This window comes from Burkholderia sp. D-99, assembly GCF_011605345.1.
Classification (GTDB): Bacteria; Pseudomonadota; Gammaproteobacteria; order Burkholderiales; family Burkholderiaceae; genus Burkholderia.
The window spans coordinates 146,218-162,142 of the sequence record NZ_JAAOXM010000012.1 but is presented as its reverse complement, the minus strand read 5'-3'; the positions used below and the strand labels follow the sequence as shown (position 1 = coordinate 162,142).

Genomic DNA, 15,925 nt, shown 5'->3' with positions numbered 1-15,925 from the left:
TCCACGTTGCAGCGCGGTAGAGCCCTGTATCGGTCAAATTGTCTCGCTATGGTTCGGTAATTTGAATAGCAGCCTTATGGAATAAGGCTCCGCGGGGCGCCGCGACAAGCGGTCAAAATCAGCGGAAAGCGCGGCCCCGCGTGCGTTGCGGCCCGTGAGCGGCGAGTTCTCAACAAAGTTATCCACAGGCTGGGCAGGGTATACGGCGATTCCTAATGCGAATCCAAAACTTAGCGCCGAATCTGAAGTTTTTCTTTAAGTCCGTCGCCCCGATGCGGACGCGGATGCCGGCTGTCCATGCAGTGCATGCCCCCGGCGGAGCGCCGCGATGAGCGGCACCTACCTGCGCGTCGCGCTCGACCATCCGCTCGCCACCCTGTTCGACTACCGCTGCGACGCGCAGCCGACACCCGTGCCCGGCACGCTCGTGCAGGTGCCGTTCGGCAAGCGGCAGGCCGTCGGGCTCGTCTGCGAAGTGACGACTCACACCGATGTGCCGCCGTCCCGGCTGCGCGCGATCGACGCGATCTGCACCGACCTGCCGCCGTTGTCGCCGGATTGGCTCGCGCTCGTGTCGTTCGCCGCCGACTACTACCAGCGCGGGCGTGGCGAGGTCGCGCTGCCGGCGCTGCCGCAGGCGCTGCGCGATGCGGGGCGCTGGGGGCGGCTGCTCGCGCCCGAGGTGCGCTACCGGCCGACGGAGGCCGGCCGCGCGGCGCTGCCCGATGCCTTGCCCGCTCGCGGGGCCGCGCTGCGGCGGCTCGCGCAGGCGCTGGTCGACACCGGCTCGCTGGCGCTGCCCGATGCGCGCGCGCTGCACCCGAAGGCGGCCGCGACGCTCGACGACTGGGCGGTGCGCGGCTGGGTCGACGTCGAGGAGATCGGCTGGGCCGATGCGCCTGTGCCCAAAGCTGTGGATAACCTGTTGGCAGCCGGTGGACGAACTGTGCCCCCGGCGCTCACGGACCAGCAGGCCGAGGCGCTCGACGCGATCCGCGCCGCGCAGGGCTTTGCGCCGTTCCTGCTGCACGGCGTGACGGGCAGCGGCAAGACCGAGGTCTACCTGCATGCGCTCGCATCGCTGCTCGACGCCCGGCCGGACGCGCAGGCGCTCGTGCTCGTCCCCGAAATCAACCTGACGCCGCAGTTCGAGGCCGCGTTTCGCGCGCGCTTCGCGGGTGCGCTCGCCGACGACGCGATCGTCACGCTGCACAGCGGGCTCGCCGAGGGCGAACGTGCGCGCAACTGGCTCGCCGCGCATACGGGCCGTGCGCGGATCGTGCTCGGCACGCGCCTCGCGGTGCTCGCATCGATGCCGACGCTTGCGCTGATCGTCGTCGACGAGGAGCACGAGCCCGCGTACAAGCAGCAAGAAGGGCTGCGCTATTCGGCGCGCGATCTCGCCGTGTGGCGCGCGAAGCAGCTCGGCCTCACGGTCGTGCTCGGCTCGGCGACGCCGTCGCTCGAAACCTGGTGGCAGGCGGAGCAGGGCCGCTACACGCGGCTCACACTGTCGCGCCGCGCGGTGGCCGACGCGACGCTGCCGACCGTGCGGCTGATCGATCTCGAAGAGGAGCGGCGGCGCGGCCGCGCGTCGATGGGCGGGCTGTCGGGGCCGCTCGTCGCGGCGCTGAAGGCACGGCTCGAGCGGGGCGAGCAGAGCCTCGTGTTCCTGAACCGGCGCGGCTACGCGCCGCAGCTCGCGTGCGATGCGTGCGGCTGGGTCGCCGGTTGCCCGCGCTGCAGCGCGTACGTCGTGCTGCACAAGCCCGAGCATGCGCTGCGCTGCCATCACTGCGGCTGGGAAGCGCGCATTCCGCGGTCGTGCCCCGAGTGCGGGAATGTCGATATCGCGCCGCTCGGGCGCGGCACGCAACGCATCGAGGAGGCGCTCGCCGAGGCCGTGCCGGGCGCGCGCGTGCTGCGGATCGACGCGGACAGCACACGCCGCAAGGGCAGTGCGCAGGCGCTCTTCTCCGATGTGCATGCGGGCGAGGTCGATATTCTCGTCGGTACGCAGATGATCGCGAAAGGGCACGACTTCCAGCGCGTGTCGCTCGTCGGCGTGCTCAATGCCGACACGGCGCTGTTCTCGCACGACTTCCGCGCGAGCGAGCGGCTGTTCGCGCAGCTGATGCAGGTGAGCGGCCGCGCGGGGCGTGCCGGGCTGCCGGGCGAGGTGATGGTGCAGACGCGCTACCCGCGTCACGCGCTGTATCACGCGCTCGGGCGGCAGGATTACGTCGGCTTCGCGAATTCGACGCTTGGCGAGCGCCGGGACGCGCACCTGCCGCCGTTCGTCTATCAGGCGCTGCTGCGCGCCGAAGGGCGCACGCTCGACGCGGCGCTCGGGTTCCTGCTGCAAGCCGCGGCCGCGTTGCCGGGGCTGCCGGGTGCCGATCGCGTGACCGTGTACGACGCGGTGCCGATGACGATCGTCAAGGTCGCGAACGTCCATCGCGCGCAGTTGCTGCTCGAAAGCGCGTCGCGGGCGGCGCTGCAGCATGCGCTGCGCGCATGGCAGCCGGAGCTGCGCGCGCTGAAGGGCGTGCTGCGGTGGAGCGTCGAGGTCGATCCGCTGGACATCTGAGCGCCGCGCCATGCGGCCGTCGTGCCGCGTGCCGCTGCGTTGAAGCCCGGGCCAGCGGGCACCCCGAAGCGTCTCTTGCCGCCCGGTCGCGCCCGGGTGCCACATCCGCCGTCACACCCAGTGCAACCCGTTTTCCCCCGCCGCCGCGCGCGGCGAAGGTTGCGCACGCGTGTCAAACCGGCCCGCTCAGGGAAAACACCGATCCTCCGACCACGGGCAACTCCTAGGTTGCAACCGCATAAGTGGCTGATTATATTGGCTAACTTGTGGGTGCAACCTATCTCGCAATTTGGTTGCACCTTTTTATTGCGTGCCGTAGGATTTCGCGCATCCTCTCACACCACATTGCCGGGCTCGCACCGGCGCACGAACCCACCATGGCAAGCACGACTCTCGGCGTCAAGGTCGACGACCTTCTCCGCTCGCGCCTCAAGGACGCAGCCGCGCGTCTCGAGCGCACTCCCCACTGGCTGATCAAGCAGGCGATCTTCGCGTATCTCGAGCGGATCGAGCACGGCCAGCTGCCGCCCGAGCTGTCGGGCAACAGCGGCGTGACGGAGCTCGCCGACGGTCAGGTCGCGGACGGTGACGACGACAACTCGCCGCATCCGTTCCTCGAGTTCGCGCAGAACGTGCAGCCGCAATCGGTGCTGCGCGCGGCGATCACGGCTGCGTACCGCCGCCCCGAGCCGGAATGCGTGCCGTTCCTGCTCGGCCAGGCGCGCCTGCCCGCGAACCTGCAGGCGGATGTTCAGGCGCTCGCGACGAAGCTCGTCGAGGCGCTGCGCGAGAAGAGCTCGGGTGGCGGCGTCGAAGGGCTGATCCACGAATTCTCGCTGTCGAGCCAGGAAGGCGTCGCGCTGATGTGCCTCGCCGAAGCGCTGCTGCGCATTCCCGATCGCGCGACGCGCGATGCGCTGATCCGCGACAAGATCAGCAAGGGAGACTGGCGTTCGCACGTCGGCCACGCGCCGTCGCTGTTCGTGAACGCGGCGACCTGGGGGCTGATGATCACCGGCAAGCTCGTGACGACCAACAGCGAAGCGGGGCTGTCGTCGGCGCTCACGCGCCTGATCGGCCGCGGCGGCGAGCCGCTGATCCGCAAGGGCGTCGACATGGCGATGCGCCTGATGGGCGAGCAGTTCGTCACCGGCGAGACGATTTCCGAAGCGCTCGCGAACAGCCGCAAGTACGAAGCGCGCGGCTTCCGCTACTCGTACGACATGCTCGGTGAAGCGGCGACGACGGAAGAGGACGCGCAGCGCTACTACGCGTCGTACGAACAGGCGATCCACGCGATCGGCAAGGCGGCCGGCGGCCGCGGCATCTACGAAGGCCCGGGCATCTCGATCAAGCTGTCGGCGCTGCATGCGCGCTACTCGCGCTCGCAGCAGGACCGCACGATGAGCGAGCTGCTGCCGCGTGTGCGCGCACTCGCGCTGCTCGCACGCCGCTACGACATCGGCCTGAACATCGACGCGGAAGAAGCCGACCGCCTCGAACTGTCGCTCGACCTGCTCGAGGCGCTGTGCTTCGACCCGGATCTCGCCGGCTGGAACGGCATCGGTTTCGTGGTGCAGGGCTACCAGAAGCGCTGCCCGTTCGTGATCGACTACCTGATCGATCTCGCGCGCCGCAGCCGTCACCGCCTGATGATCCGCCTCGTGAAGGGCGCGTACTGGGATAGCGAAATCAAGCGTGCGCAGGTCGACGGCCTCGAAGGCTACCCGGTCTACACGCGCAAGATCTACACGGACGTGTCGTATCTCGCGTGCGCGAAGAAGCTGCTCGCGGCGCCGGATGCCGTCTATCCGCAGTTCGCGACGCACAACGCGCACACGCTGGCCGCGATCTATCAGCTCGCGGGCCAGAACTACTACCCGGGCCAGTACGAATTCCAGTGCCTGCACGGGATGGGCGAGCCGCTGTACGAGGAAGTCACGGGCCGCGACAAGCTGAACCGTCCGTGCCGCGTCTACGCGCCGGTCGGCACGCACGAGACGCTGCTCGCGTACCTGGTGCGCCGCCTGCTGGAAAACGGCGCGAACACGTCGTTCGTGAACCGCATCGCCGATAAAGCCGTGCCGGTGAAGGAACTGGTCGCCGATCCGGTCGACGAGGCGTCGAAGGTCGTGCCGCTCGGCGCGCCGCACGCGAAGATCCCGCTGCCGCGCAACCTGTACGGCGACGAGCGTCCCAACTCGATGGGCCTCGACCTGTCGAACGAACACCGTCTCGCATCGCTGTCGTCCGCGCTGCTCGCGAGCGCGCATTTCCCGTGGCGCGCGGCGCCGATGCTCGACGACGACACGCTCGTCGACGCACCGGCACGCGACGTGCGCAACCCGGCCGATCAGCGCGACCTGGTCGGCACGGTCAGCGAAGCGACGGCCGAACACGTGAGCGCGGCGCTCGCGCATGCGGTGGCCGCCGCGCCGATCTGGCAGGCGACGCCGGTCGATGCGCGCGCCGACTGCCTGGTGCGTGCGGCCGACCTGCTCGAAGCGCAGATGCACACGCTGATGGGCCTGATCGTGCGCGAAGCCGGCAAGTCGCTGCCGAACGCGATCGCCGAAATCCGCGAAGCGGTCGACTTCCTGCGCTACTACGCCGCGCAGATCCGCGACGAATTCTCGAACGACACGCACCGTCCGCTCGGCCCCGTGGTCTGCATCAGCCCGTGGAACTTCCCGCTCGCGATCTTCATGGGCCAGGTGGCCGCGGCACTCGCCGCCGGCAACACGGTGCTCGCGAAGCCGGCCGAACAGACGCCGCTGATTGCAGCACAGGCCGTGCGCCTGCTGCGCGAGGCCGGCGTGCCGGCCGGCGCGGTGCAACTGCTGCCGGGCGACGGCGAGACCGTCGGTGCGGCGCTGGTCGCCGATCCGCGCACGCGTGCGGTGATGTTCACCGGTTCGACCGAAGTCGCGCGCCTGATCAACAAGACGCTCGCCGCGCGCCTCGACCCGGACGGCAAGCCGATTCCGCTGATCGCCGAAACGGGCGGCCAGAACGCGATGATCGTCGACTCGTCGGCGCTCGCGGAGCAGGTCGTCGCGGACGTGATGCAGTCGTCGTTCGACTCGGCCGGTCAACGGTGTTCGGCGCTACGCGTTCTGTGTCTGCAGGACGATGTCGCGGACCGCACGCTGACGATGCTGAAGGGCGCGATGCACGAGCTGGCGCTCGGCAACCCCGACCGGCTGTCGACGGACGTCGGCCCGGTGATCGACGGCGAAGCGAAGCAGACGATCGACACGCACGTCGCGGCGATGAAGGACAAGGGCCACGCGGTCACGCAGCTGCCGTCGCCGGAAGCCTGCGCGCACGGCACGTTCGTGCCGCCGACGCTGATCGAGATCGGCACCATCGACGAGCTGAAGCGTGAAGTGTTCGGCCCGGTGCTGCACGTGGTGCGCTACCGCCGCAGCCAGCTCGACAAGCTGCTGGAGCAGATCCGCGCGACCGGTTACGGGCTGACGCTCGGCATCCACACGCGGATCGACGAGACGATCGCGCATGTGATCTCGAATGCGCACGTCGGCAACATCTACGTGAACCGCAACGTGATCGGCGCGGTGGTCGGCGTGCAGCCGTTCGGCGGCGAAGGCCTGTCGGGCACGGGCCCGAAGGCCGGCGGCGCGCTGTACCTGCAGCGCCTGCTCGCGACGCGTCCGTCGGGCCTGCCGCGCTCGCTCGCGCAGTCGCTGATCGCGGACGGCGCGGTCGAAGGCGATGCGCGCGGCAACCCGGCGGCAGCACTCACGACGCTGCGTGACTGGTTGATCGAGCAGCGCGAGCCGGTACTGGCCGCACGTTGCGACGGCTATCTGGCACAGGTGCCGGCCGGCGCGACCGCCGTGCTGACCGGGCCGACGGGTGAGCGAAACACGTATACACTCGGCCCGCGCGGCACGGTGCTGTGTGTCGCGGCCACGCCGGGCGGTGCGCGCGCGCAGTTCGCGGCGGTGCTGGCGACCGGCAACCGTGCGCTGTTCGCAGGCGCGGCCGGCGAGGCGCTGGTCGCCGCGCTGCCGGCGTCGCTGAAGGCGCATGCGAGCGTGCGCAAGCAGGCCGACGTGCCGTTCGACGCGGTGCTGTTCGAAGGCGACAGCGACGAACTGCAGACGCTCGTGAAGGACGTCGCGCAGCGGCCGGGCCCGATCGTGTCGGTGCAGGGCGTGTCGGTGGGCGCGTTCGAAAACGGCGATGCGGAAGATTACGCGCTGGAACGGCTGCTGACGGAGCGCTCGGTGAGCGTGAACACGGCGGCGGCCGGCGGCAATGCGAATTTGATGACGATCGGCTGATCATCCTTGCCGTTCGGATCAAACAAAGGAAGCGGCAAGGCGATCCCGAAGCCGCTCCATTTACCCTGGTACCAAGGAGATGCTATGCAACACACGATGAAAAAGCTGGCAGGCGCGACGTTTGTCGCCGTCATGTCGCTGGCGGGGACGGCCCATGCGGATGACGTGAAGATCGGTTACGCAGGGCCGATGACGGGCGCGCAGGCGCACTACGGCAAGGATATGCAGAACGGGATCGTGCTCGCGCTGGAAGACTTCAACGCGACGAACCCGAAGATCGGCGGCAAGCCGGTGAAGTTCGTGCTGAACACGCAGGACGACCAGGCTGACCCGCGCACGGGTACGACGGTCGCGCAGAAGCTCGTCGACGACGGCATCAAGGGCATGCTCGGCCACTTCAACTCGGGCACGACGATTCCCGCCTCGCGCATCTACGCGAACGCGGGCATTCCGGAAATCGCGATGGCGACGGCGCCGGAATACACGCAGCAGGGTTACAAGACGACCTTCCGCATGATGACGTCCGACACGCAGCAGGGCTCGGTGGCCGGCACGTTCGCGTCGAAGGATCTCGGCATGAAGAAGATCGCGATCGTCGACGACCGCACGGCCTACGGCCAGGGTCTCGCCGACCAGTTCGAGAAGGCTGCGAAGGCCGGCGGCGCGACGATCGTCGACCGTGAATTCACGAACGACAAGGCAGTCGACTTCAAGGCGATTCTGACCAAGATCAAGTCGACGAAGCCGGACCTCGTCTACTACGGCGGTGCGGATTCGCAGGCAGCGCCGATGGTCAAGCAGATGAAGACGCTCGGCATCGCCGCACCGCTGATGAGCGGCGAAATGGTGAAGACGCCGACGTTCCTGAAGATCGCGGGCAACGCGGCCGACGGCACGATCGCTTCGCTGGCCGGCCTCCCGCTGGAAGAAATGCCGGGCGGCAAGACCTACGCCGACAAGTACAAGAAGCGTTTCGGCGAAGACGTGCAGACGTACTCGCCGTACGCGTACGACGGCGCGATGGCGATGCTGAACGCGATGAAGAAGGCCGATTCGACCGATCCGGCGAAGTACCTGCCGGTGCTCGCGAAGTCCGACATGGCCGGCGTGACGTCGACGCACGTCGCGTATGACGCGAAGGGCGACCTGAAGAACGGCGGCATCACGATGTACAAGGTCGAAAAGGGCGAGTGGAAGCCGCTGAAGAGCATCGGCGGCAAGTAAGCAGCCAGTGACGTGACGAACGGGCGGCGGCGCACGTCGCTGCCCCGCCGGTCATGCGAAAAAGCCACCGGGCCGTCGGGCCGGGTGGCTTTTTCTTTTTCCGTGGGCGGGCAAGCGGCTAGTCGCGACGCACGCGCAGCAGGAACTTCTGCAGCTTGCCCGTGGGCGTACGTGGCAGCGCCTGCGCGAACGTGAATTCGCGCGGAATCTTGTACGCGGCGAGCCGGGCGCCGCAGAACGCGCGCAGTGCGTCCGCGTCGGGCACGGTGCCCGCGCGCATCACGACGTGCGCCACGACCGTCTCGCCCCAGTCGGGATGCGGAACGCCGACGACGGCCGCCTCGGCGATGTCCGGGTGCGCGCCGAGCACGTCCTCCACTTCCTTCGAATAGACGTTCTCGCCACCCGTCACGATCATGTCCTTCAGCCGGTCGACGATGAACAGGTAGCCATCCTGATCGATCCGCACGATGTCGCCGGTGCGATACCAGCCGTCCGGCGCGAACGCGGCGCGTGTCGCGGCCGCATCGTCGAGATAGCCGAGCATCATGCTGTCGGTCTTCAGCCAGATCTCGCCGGTTTCGCCCGGCTGCGCATCGATGCCGTCCATCCGCACGACGCGCAGGTCGACGCCCGGGCCGCCGTGGCGGCCGATCGAACCGGCCTTCGCGATCTGCTCGTCCGGATACAGCGTCGTGCCGGCCGGGCCCGCTTCCGTCATGCCGTACACGTGGAAGAACGCGTCGCTGCGATACGCGCGCGCGAGCCGTTCGGCCTGCGCGGTGCCGATCGGGCCGCCGCCGTACAGCCATGCGCGCACGCTCGACAGGTCGAACGCCGCGAAACCGTCGATCGTGTCGAGCGGCAGCAGGTACGACACCGGCGCGCCGAAATACAGCGTCACGCGCTCGCGTTCGATGGCCTGCAGGAACCGCAGCGGATGGTATTCGCGCAGCAGCACGACGGTGCCGCCCGCAACCAGCGTGCCGCCGAACCAGTTGTTCAGCGGCGACGAATGCCAGATCGGCATCGCCATCAGCGTGCGCTCGTTGCGGCCGATGCCGGTCGCGAGTGCCGCCTGCATCGCCGCGAGCGTCACGGTGCGATGGCTGTGCACGCAGCCTTTCGGGTGGCCGGTCGTGCCGGACGTATAGAGGATCTGCGCGATGTCGCCGTCGGCCGGATCGATGCCCGCGAGGCCGTCCATCGTTGCGCACAGCGTGTCGAAGCACGGCACGCCGTCGAGCTCGCCTTCGGTCACGAGCCGCCGCGCGGGATACACGAGGTGCTCGACCACCGGCGCGAGCGCCACGTCGAACAGCAGCGCCTTGCCGCGGCTGTGTTCGAGCACGTAGTCGACTTCCGGTGCCTGCAGCTTGTGGTTGATCGGCACGAACGTGGCGCCGAGCCGCCACGCGCCGAACATCAGGTCGACGAAGGCCGGCGTGTTGAAGCACATCGCGGCGACACGGTCGCCGGCCGCGATGCCGAGCGCGCTCAGCACGGCTGCCGCGCGGTGCGAGCGCTCGCGCGTGGCGGCATAGGTGATCGTCGCGGATTCGCTGACGAGGAACGGCTTGTCGGGCGTCGCACGGGCGGCGCGGTCGAGGGCGGCGACGAGGTTCATCGGGGCTCCGGGCGGGCGAACGAAGGCGAAATGGGTTACCGGGCCGGGCGAACGGGCGTCAGGCCGGGTACGCGCGCTGCAGCAGCGCGGCGACGTCGATCGCGTGCGGGTCGAAGCCGCCCGCGATGCGGCCCCAGTCGGGCGCGGCGAGCCGCGTCGCGACGAACGCGTCGGCGACGGCCGCCGGCGCATCGCGGCGCAGCAGGCAAGCCTGCGCGACGACCGCGAGGCGCTGCGCGAACACGCGGCCCGACGCCTCGAGCGTGTCGGCCGGCGCGTCGAGCATCGCACGCAGCGCGTCGAGCGCCGCGCGGATGCGCGGTTCGCCCGCGCCGAGATCGGCGAGCTCGGTGAACAGCGCGGCCGCCGCGTCGGGCTCGCGCGATACCGCACGCAGCACGTCGAGGCACATCACGTTGCCCGAGCCTTCCCAGATCGAGTTGACGGGCGCTTCGCGGAACAGCCGCGCGATCGGGCCGTCGTCGACGTAGCCGTTGCCACCGAACACTTCCATCACCTCGCCGGTCAGCTCGACCGCGCGCTTGCACACCCAGAATTTCGCGGCGGGCGTGACGATGCGCTTCCACGCACGTTCGCGCGGCGAGTCGTCGCGCTCGAACGCGTCGGCGAGACGCATCGCAAGCACGAGCGCGGCTTCGCTTTCGAGCGCGAGATCGGCGAGCACGGTGCGCATCAGCGGCTGCTCGGCGAGCGCGCGGCCGAACGCATGGCGCTGGCGCGTGTACGCGATCGCCTGCACGACGCCCTGGCGCAGCATCGCCGCACTGCCGACCACGCAATTCAGCCGCGTGTAGGTGGCCATCTCGATGATGGTCGGAATGCCGCGGCCTTCGTCGCCGAGCATGATGCCCCACGCGTCGTTCAGCTCGATCTCGCTGCTCGAGTTGCTGCGGTTGCCGACCTTGTCCTTCAGCCGCTGGATTTCGACCGCGTTCTTCGTGCCGTCCGGCCGCCAGCGCGGCACGTAGAAGCACGACGGGCTGCCGCCCTCGGTGTGCGCGACGATGAGGTGTGCGTCGCACATCGGCGCGGAGAAAAACCACTTGTGGCCGCGCAGCCGGTATTCGCCGCCGCGTCCGCCCGCGCCGACGGCGGTCGCGAGCGTCGTGTTCGCGCGCACGTCGGAGCCGCCCTGTTTCTCGGTCATGCCCATGCCGAACCAGATCGCGCGCTTGTCGGCGACCGGCACGTCGCGCGGATCGTAGTCGTCGCTGTAGAGCTTGTCGCGCAGCAGCGCCCACAGCGCGGGCTCCTTCTGCAGCACGGGGATCGCGGCCTGCGTCATCGTCGCCGGGCACAGCGTGCCGGCCTCGATCTGGCCGTGCAGGTAGAAGCCGGCCGCGGTCGCGGCCCAGCGGCCGCGGCGCGACTCGCGGAACGCGAGCGACACGAAGCCTTCGTGGCGGTATTGACCGAGCAGCGCGTGCCACGCCGGGTGGAAGTCGACGCGGTCGATGCGCCGGCCGCGCCGGTCGAACGTGTTCAGTTCCGGCGTGTGGCGGTTCGCTTCGTCGGCAAGTCGTGCGGTGTCGGCACTGCCGAGCCGCGCGCCGTATGCGTCGAGCTGCGACACGGCCCAGTCGGCGCCTGCGCGGGCGAGCGCGTCGCGCAGCGCGATGTCCGTCGCGAAGAGGTTATAGTCGACCAGTTCGTCGAACTGGTTCGTGACGGCGTGAGTCGATTCGGTCATCGAGGTTGTCTCCGGTCTCATGCTGCGCGGGCAGCCGGCGTCATGCCGCGCGGAGGGCGCTTCGGCGCCGGTTCCGGCCCCCGGTAAAACGCATTCCCTGCTGATTTCCAGAGTAGCAAATATGCCGCCGCGACATGTTCAGGTTCCGGCGCCGCCCGGCCAGCCGGCGGCGCAACCCGCGCCCGCATTGCGTCGCCGGCCGCGCCAGTCGCGTGCCCAGGCGAGTTCCGACGCGCTGCAGCAGGCGTTCGTTCAGCTTTTGCTCGAACGCGGCTACGCAAAAGCGACGATCCGCGAGATCGCGGCCGTCGCGGGCGTCAGCATCGGCACCTTCTACGAGTATTTCGGCGACAAGCAGAGCCTCGCGGCGCTCTGCATCCATCGGCACGTGCTGGCGCTGGCCGACCGGCTGCGCGACGCTGTGGCGCGGCTGCGCGGCGCGCCGCGGGCCGAACTCGCCGCCGCGCTCGTCGACCTGCAGGTCGATGCGATCGGCGCCGACGCGGCGCTGTGGGGCGCACTCTTCGCGCTGGAGCGGCAGGTGTCGCCGCTCGACGCCTACCGCCGGCATTACGACGCGTACGTTGCGCTGTGGCGCGACGCGCTCGCGCACGCGGCCGATCCGCCGCCGGCCGCGCGGCTCGACGGGCTCGCGCGGATGGCGCATACGATCTGCTACGGCGGTCTCTCGCAGGCGTTGCTGACGCTCGGGCCTGCGTTCGACATCGCCGCGCTGCGCGACGAACTGCGGGCCGTGCTGCTTGCGTATCTGGCGGCGGCCGGCCGGTAGCATTCCCTAGGGGAAATGCCCGATTCGCATGTCGGCCCGGCGGGTGAGCCTTGCCACTGTGTACGTCTTTCCATAGGCCATGAGAAAAATGCATGGCCGCCATGACGAACTTTCGTTTGTCCGCCGATATTGGCTCGGGCTAAATCATGCGGCAGAGGCAGGCCGCGCGCGTCGCGCGGGCCGCCCGAAGGACATCAGAAGGAGGAGTCATGCGAAGCGCCACCGCGCCCCGTTCGAAGCTGCCCGACGTCGGGACGACGATCTTCACCGTGATCGGCCAGCTGGCCGCTCAGCACGATGCGTTGAACCTGTCGCAGGGCGCGCCGAATTTCGCGCCCGATCCGGCGCTCGTCGAAGGCGTTTCCCGCGCGATGCGCGACGGTCACAACCAGTACGCGCCGATGGCCGGCGTGATGGCGCTGCGCGAGCGGCTCGCGGAAAAGACCGAGGCGCTGTACGGCGCGCGCTACGACCCGGCCACCGAGATCACGGTGATCGCGAGCGCGAGCGAAGGGCTGTACGCGGCGATCAGCGCGCTCGTGCACCCGGGCGACGAGGTGATCTACTTCGAACCGTCGTTCGACAGCTATGCGCCGATCGTGCGGCTGCAGGGCGCGACGCCGGTCGCGATCAAGCTGTCGCCCGAGCATTTCCGCGTGAACTGGGATGAAGTGGCGGCCGCGATCACGGCGCGCACGCGGATGATCATCGTCAACACGCCGCACAACCCGACCGCGACCGTGTTCTCGGCCGACGATCTCGAGCGGCTTGCGCAGCTCACGCGCGACACGGGCATCGTCGTGCTGTCCGACGAAGTCTACGAGCACGTCGTGTTCGACGGCGCGCAGCACCAGAGCGTCGCGCGCCACCGCGAGCTGGCCGAGCGCAGCGTGATCGTGTCGTCGTTCGGCAAGTCGTTCCACGTGACGGGCTGGCGGGTCGGCCATTGCCTCGCGCCGGCCGAACTGATGGACGAGATCCGCAAGGTGCACCAGTTCATGGTGTTCTCGGCCGATACGCCGATGCAGATCGCGTTCGCGGAGATCCTCGCACGGCCGGACAGCTATCTCGGCCTGTCGGCGTTCTACCAGGCCAAGCGCGACCTGCTCGCGCGCGAGCTGGCCGATTCGAGTTTCGAGCTGCTGCCGAGCGAAGGCTCGTTCTTCATGCTCGCGCGCTTCCGGCACTTCTCGGACGAAAGCGACAGCGATTTCGTGCTGCGCCTGATTCGCGACGTGCGGGTCGCGACGATTCCGCTGTCGGCGTTCTATACCGACGGCACCGACGCCGGCGTGATCCGGCTCAGCTTTTCGAAGGACGACGCGACGCTGGTCGAAGGCGCGCGGCGGCTGCGTTCGCTGTAAGAAACCGGCGACGGGCACCCGGCGACGGGCGCGTCGCATCGACCAGTCACAGGAGATCACGATGAAGCACACGGCCACCCTGAAACTCGCGTTCGCACTCGCGTGCGCAATCGGCTCCGGCGCGGCGCTCGCCGATGCGCAGACGCTGCGCTTCGGCCTCGAGGCGCAATACCCGCCGTTCGAATCGAAAGCGCCGAACGGCGACCTGCAGGGCTTCGACATCGACGTCGGCAATGCCGTCTGCCAGACGGCGAAGCTGTCGTGCAAATGGGTCGAGACGTCGTTCGACGGCCTGATTCCCGCGCTGAAGGGCCGCAAGTTCGACGCGATCAACTCGGCGATGAATGCGACCGAGCAGCGGCGCCAGGCGATCGACTTCACGACGATCATCTATCGCGTGCCGACCCAGCTGATCGCGCGCACCGGCAGCGGCCTGCTGCCGACGCCGGAATCGCTGAAGGGCAAGCGGGTCGGCGTGCTGCAGGCGTCGATCCAGGAAACCTTCGCGAAGGCGCACTGGGAGCCGGCCGGCGTCGCGATTGTCGCGTACCAGGACCAGAACCAGGCGTACACGGATCTCGTGTCGGGCCGTCTCGATGCGACGCTCGTGCTCGCACCGTCCGGCCAGCGCGGCTTCCTGTCGCGTCCGGACGGCAAGGGTTTCTCGTTCGTCGGCCAGCCCGTGCACGACGACAAGATCCTCGGCAGCGGTATCGCATTCGGGCTGCGCAAGGGCGACAGCGCGCTGAAGGCGAAGCTCGACGCGGCGATCGACAAGCTGAAGACGGACGGCACGGTGAAGTCGCTCGGCCTGAAGTATTTCGGCGATATCGACATCTCGACCAAGTAAGCGGGGCGGCGCGATGCAGAACCGGGATACGGTTGGCGCGGGTGGTGAACCGCGCGACGTGCGGCTGTCGGGCGAGGCGCGCGACGCCGTGCTCGTCGCCGAACTGGGCGACGCGCTCGTCACGCGTTCTGCCGACATCGATCCGCGCTACTTCACCGCGTACAACGAGCCGGCCGGCGTGCGGCCGCGCGCGCTGGTACGCCCGCGCAGCGTTGACGACGTGTCTCGCACGCTCGCACTGTGTGCGCGACTCGGGCAGCCGGTCGTGCCGCAGGGCGGGCTGACCGGGCTCGCGCGTGGCGCGGTCGCGCTCGGCGGCGAGGTTGTGCTGTCGATGGAGCGCTTTGCCGGTATCGAGGCGATCGACGCGGCGGCCGGCACGATGACCGTGCGCGCGGGAACGCCGCTGCAGACGGTGCAGGAAGCCGCGGAAGCGGCGGGCTTCACGTTCGGTGTCGATCTCGGCGCACGCGGCTCATGCCAGATCGGCGGGATGCTCGCGACCAACGCGGGCGGCACGCGCGCGATCCGCTACGGAATGATGCGCGAGCAGGTGCTCGGGCTCGAGGCCGTGCTCGCGGACGGCACGGTCGTGTCGTCGATGAACCGGATGCTGAAGAACAACGCGGGCTACGACCTGAAGCAGCTGTTCATCGGCAGCGAGGGGACGCTCGGCGTCGTCACGCGCGCGGTGTTGCGACTGCATCCGCTGCTCGCCGCGCCGGCTACCGCGCTTTGCCGTGTGCGCGATTACGACGCGGTGGTCGAGTTGTGGAACCGCGTGCGCACGTTGCCGGAGGTCGTCAGTTTCGAAGCGATGTGGCCGGCGTTCTACGATTACGTCGCGCGTCATACGCCGGGTGTCTCGGCGCCGTTTGTCGGCGACGATGGCTTCGCGGTGCTGATCGAATGCGCGACGAGTGCACCGGTCGGTGATGCGCACCAGGCGCTGGAAACGGGCCTCGCGGCCGGGTTCGATGCGGGGCTGGTGGACGATGCGGTGCTCGCGACGTCGGAGCGGCAGGCGCGCGACCTGTGGACGCTGCGCGAAGGCCTCGCGATCGATGCGCTGCCGCATCTCGTGAATTTCGACGTGAGTTTGCCGACGGGCGAACTCGGCGCGTTCGCCGAACGCTGCGAGGCGGCACTACGGGCGCGCTGGCCGGAGGTCACGTGCCTGTTCTTCGGCCATGTCGGCGACGGCAACGTGCATATCGGCGTATCGCTGGCCGGGATGACCGACGCGGACCTCGATGCGCTCGATCACTGCGTGTACGCGGTCGTGCGCGACATGGGCGGCTCGGTGTCGGCCGAGCACGGGATCGGCGCGCTCAAGCGCCCTTATCTCGCGCACACGCGCAGCGATGCGGAAATCGGGCTGATGCGACGCCTGAAGGCCGCGCTGGACCCGCACGGCATCCTCAATCCCGGCAAGGTACTTTGACGGGGGCGATTCCCG

9 protein-coding genes are annotated in these 15,925 nt (G+C 69.0%); 7 read left to right on the top strand and 2 right to left on the bottom strand.

The window, feature by feature from the left end; all coding sequences use genetic code 11:
- Positions 1-328: 328 nt before the first annotated feature.
- The 3 genes from HAV18_RS31580 (at position 329) to HAV18_RS31570 (ending at position 8,124) form a co-directional block, all read left to right on the top strand.
- Positions 329-2,590: a primosomal protein N' gene (locus HAV18_RS31580; protein WP_166963885.1), complete on the top strand. Its 2,262-nt coding sequence runs from the start codon at positions 329-331 to the stop codon at positions 2,588-2,590.
- A 377-nt stretch (positions 2,591-2,967) separates the two neighbouring features.
- Positions 2,968-6,900 carry a trifunctional transcriptional regulator/proline dehydrogenase/L-glutamate gamma-semialdehyde dehydrogenase gene (gene putA / locus HAV18_RS31575; RefSeq protein ID WP_166963883.1) on the top strand — a complete coding sequence of 1,311 codons (3,933 nt, stop codon included), beginning with the start codon at positions 2,968-2,970 and terminating at the stop codon, positions 6,898-6,900.
- A gap of 84 nt (positions 6,901-6,984) precedes the next feature.
- Positions 6,985-8,124, top strand: a complete 1,140-nt coding sequence (locus tag HAV18_RS31570) for a branched-chain amino acid ABC transporter substrate-binding protein (protein WP_166963881.1) — start codon at positions 6,985-6,987, stop codon at positions 8,122-8,124.
- A 118-nt stretch (positions 8,125-8,242) separates the two neighbouring features.
- Here the strand turns inward: HAV18_RS31570 and HAV18_RS31565 are convergent, their stop codons facing one another.
- Both HAV18_RS31565 and HAV18_RS31560 read right to left on the bottom strand, forming a co-directional pair.
- The gene (locus tag HAV18_RS31565; RefSeq protein WP_166963879.1) at positions 8,243-9,751 is read right to left on the bottom strand and encodes a class I adenylate-forming enzyme family protein; all 1,509 of its coding nucleotides are present in this window, start codon (positions 9,749-9,751) and stop codon (positions 8,243-8,245) included.
- A 58-nt stretch (positions 9,752-9,809) separates the two neighbouring features.
- Positions 9,810-11,462: an acyl-CoA dehydrogenase family protein gene (locus tag HAV18_RS31560; protein WP_166963877.1), complete on the bottom strand. Its 1,653-nt coding sequence runs from the start codon at positions 11,460-11,462 to the stop codon at positions 9,810-9,812.
- 121 nt (positions 11,463-11,583) lie between these two features.
- On the opposite strand from HAV18_RS31560, the gene HAV18_RS31555 reads away from it, so the two are divergent.
- The 4 genes from HAV18_RS31555 (at position 11,584) to HAV18_RS31540 (ending at position 15,910) form a co-directional block, all read left to right on the top strand.
- Entirely contained in the window at positions 11,584-12,252 is a 669-nt protein-coding gene (locus HAV18_RS31555) for a TetR/AcrR family transcriptional regulator (protein WP_166963875.1), read from the top strand.
- 209 nt (positions 12,253-12,461) lie between these two features.
- A complete protein-coding gene (locus tag HAV18_RS31550) occupies positions 12,462-13,616 on the top strand; it encodes a pyridoxal phosphate-dependent aminotransferase (RefSeq protein ID WP_166963873.1) in 1,155 nt (384 codons plus the stop codon).
- 61 nt (positions 13,617-13,677) lie between these two features.
- Positions 13,678-14,466 (top strand): ABC transporter substrate-binding protein, encoded by a 789-nt coding sequence (locus tag HAV18_RS31545; protein ID WP_166963871.1) that lies wholly within the window; start codon positions 13,678-13,680, stop codon positions 14,464-14,466.
- A gap of 13 nt (positions 14,467-14,479) precedes the next feature.
- A complete protein-coding gene (locus HAV18_RS31540; RefSeq protein ID WP_166963869.1) occupies positions 14,480-15,910 on the top strand; it encodes an FAD-binding oxidoreductase in 1,431 nt (476 codons plus the stop codon).
- Positions 15,911-15,925: the final 15 nt, after the last annotated feature.

Excerpts from the sequence above, each read along its gene's own strand:
- HAV18_RS31580 (WP_166963885.1), top strand. The coding sequence starts at position 329 with ATGAGCGGCACCTACCTGCGCGTCGCGCTCGACCATCCGCTCGCCACC.
- putA (WP_166963883.1), top strand. The coding sequence starts at position 2,968 with ATGGCAAGCACGACTCTCGGCGTCAAGGTCGACGACCTTCTCCGCTCG.
- HAV18_RS31570 (WP_166963881.1), top strand. The coding sequence starts at position 6,985 with ATGCAACACACGATGAAAAAGCTGGCAGGCGCGACGTTTGTCGCCGTC.
- HAV18_RS31565 (WP_166963879.1), bottom strand. The coding sequence starts at position 9,751 with ATGAACCTCGTCGCCGCCCTCGACCGCGCCGCCCGTGCGACGCCCGAC.
- HAV18_RS31560 (WP_166963877.1), bottom strand. The coding sequence starts at position 11,462 with ATGACCGAATCGACTCACGCCGTCACGAACCAGTTCGACGAACTGGTC.
- HAV18_RS31555 (WP_166963875.1), top strand. The coding sequence starts at position 11,584 with ATGCCGCCGCGACATGTTCAGGTTCCGGCGCCGCCCGGCCAGCCGGCG.
- HAV18_RS31540 (WP_166963869.1), top strand. The coding sequence starts at position 14,480 with ATGCAGAACCGGGATACGGTTGGCGCGGGTGGTGAACCGCGCGACGTG.
- HAV18_RS31550 (WP_166963873.1), top strand. The coding sequence starts at position 12,462 with ATGCGAAGCGCCACCGCGCCCCGTTCGAAGCTGCCCGACGTCGGGACG.
- HAV18_RS31545 (WP_166963871.1), top strand. The coding sequence starts at position 13,678 with ATGAAGCACACGGCCACCCTGAAACTCGCGTTCGCACTCGCGTGCGCA.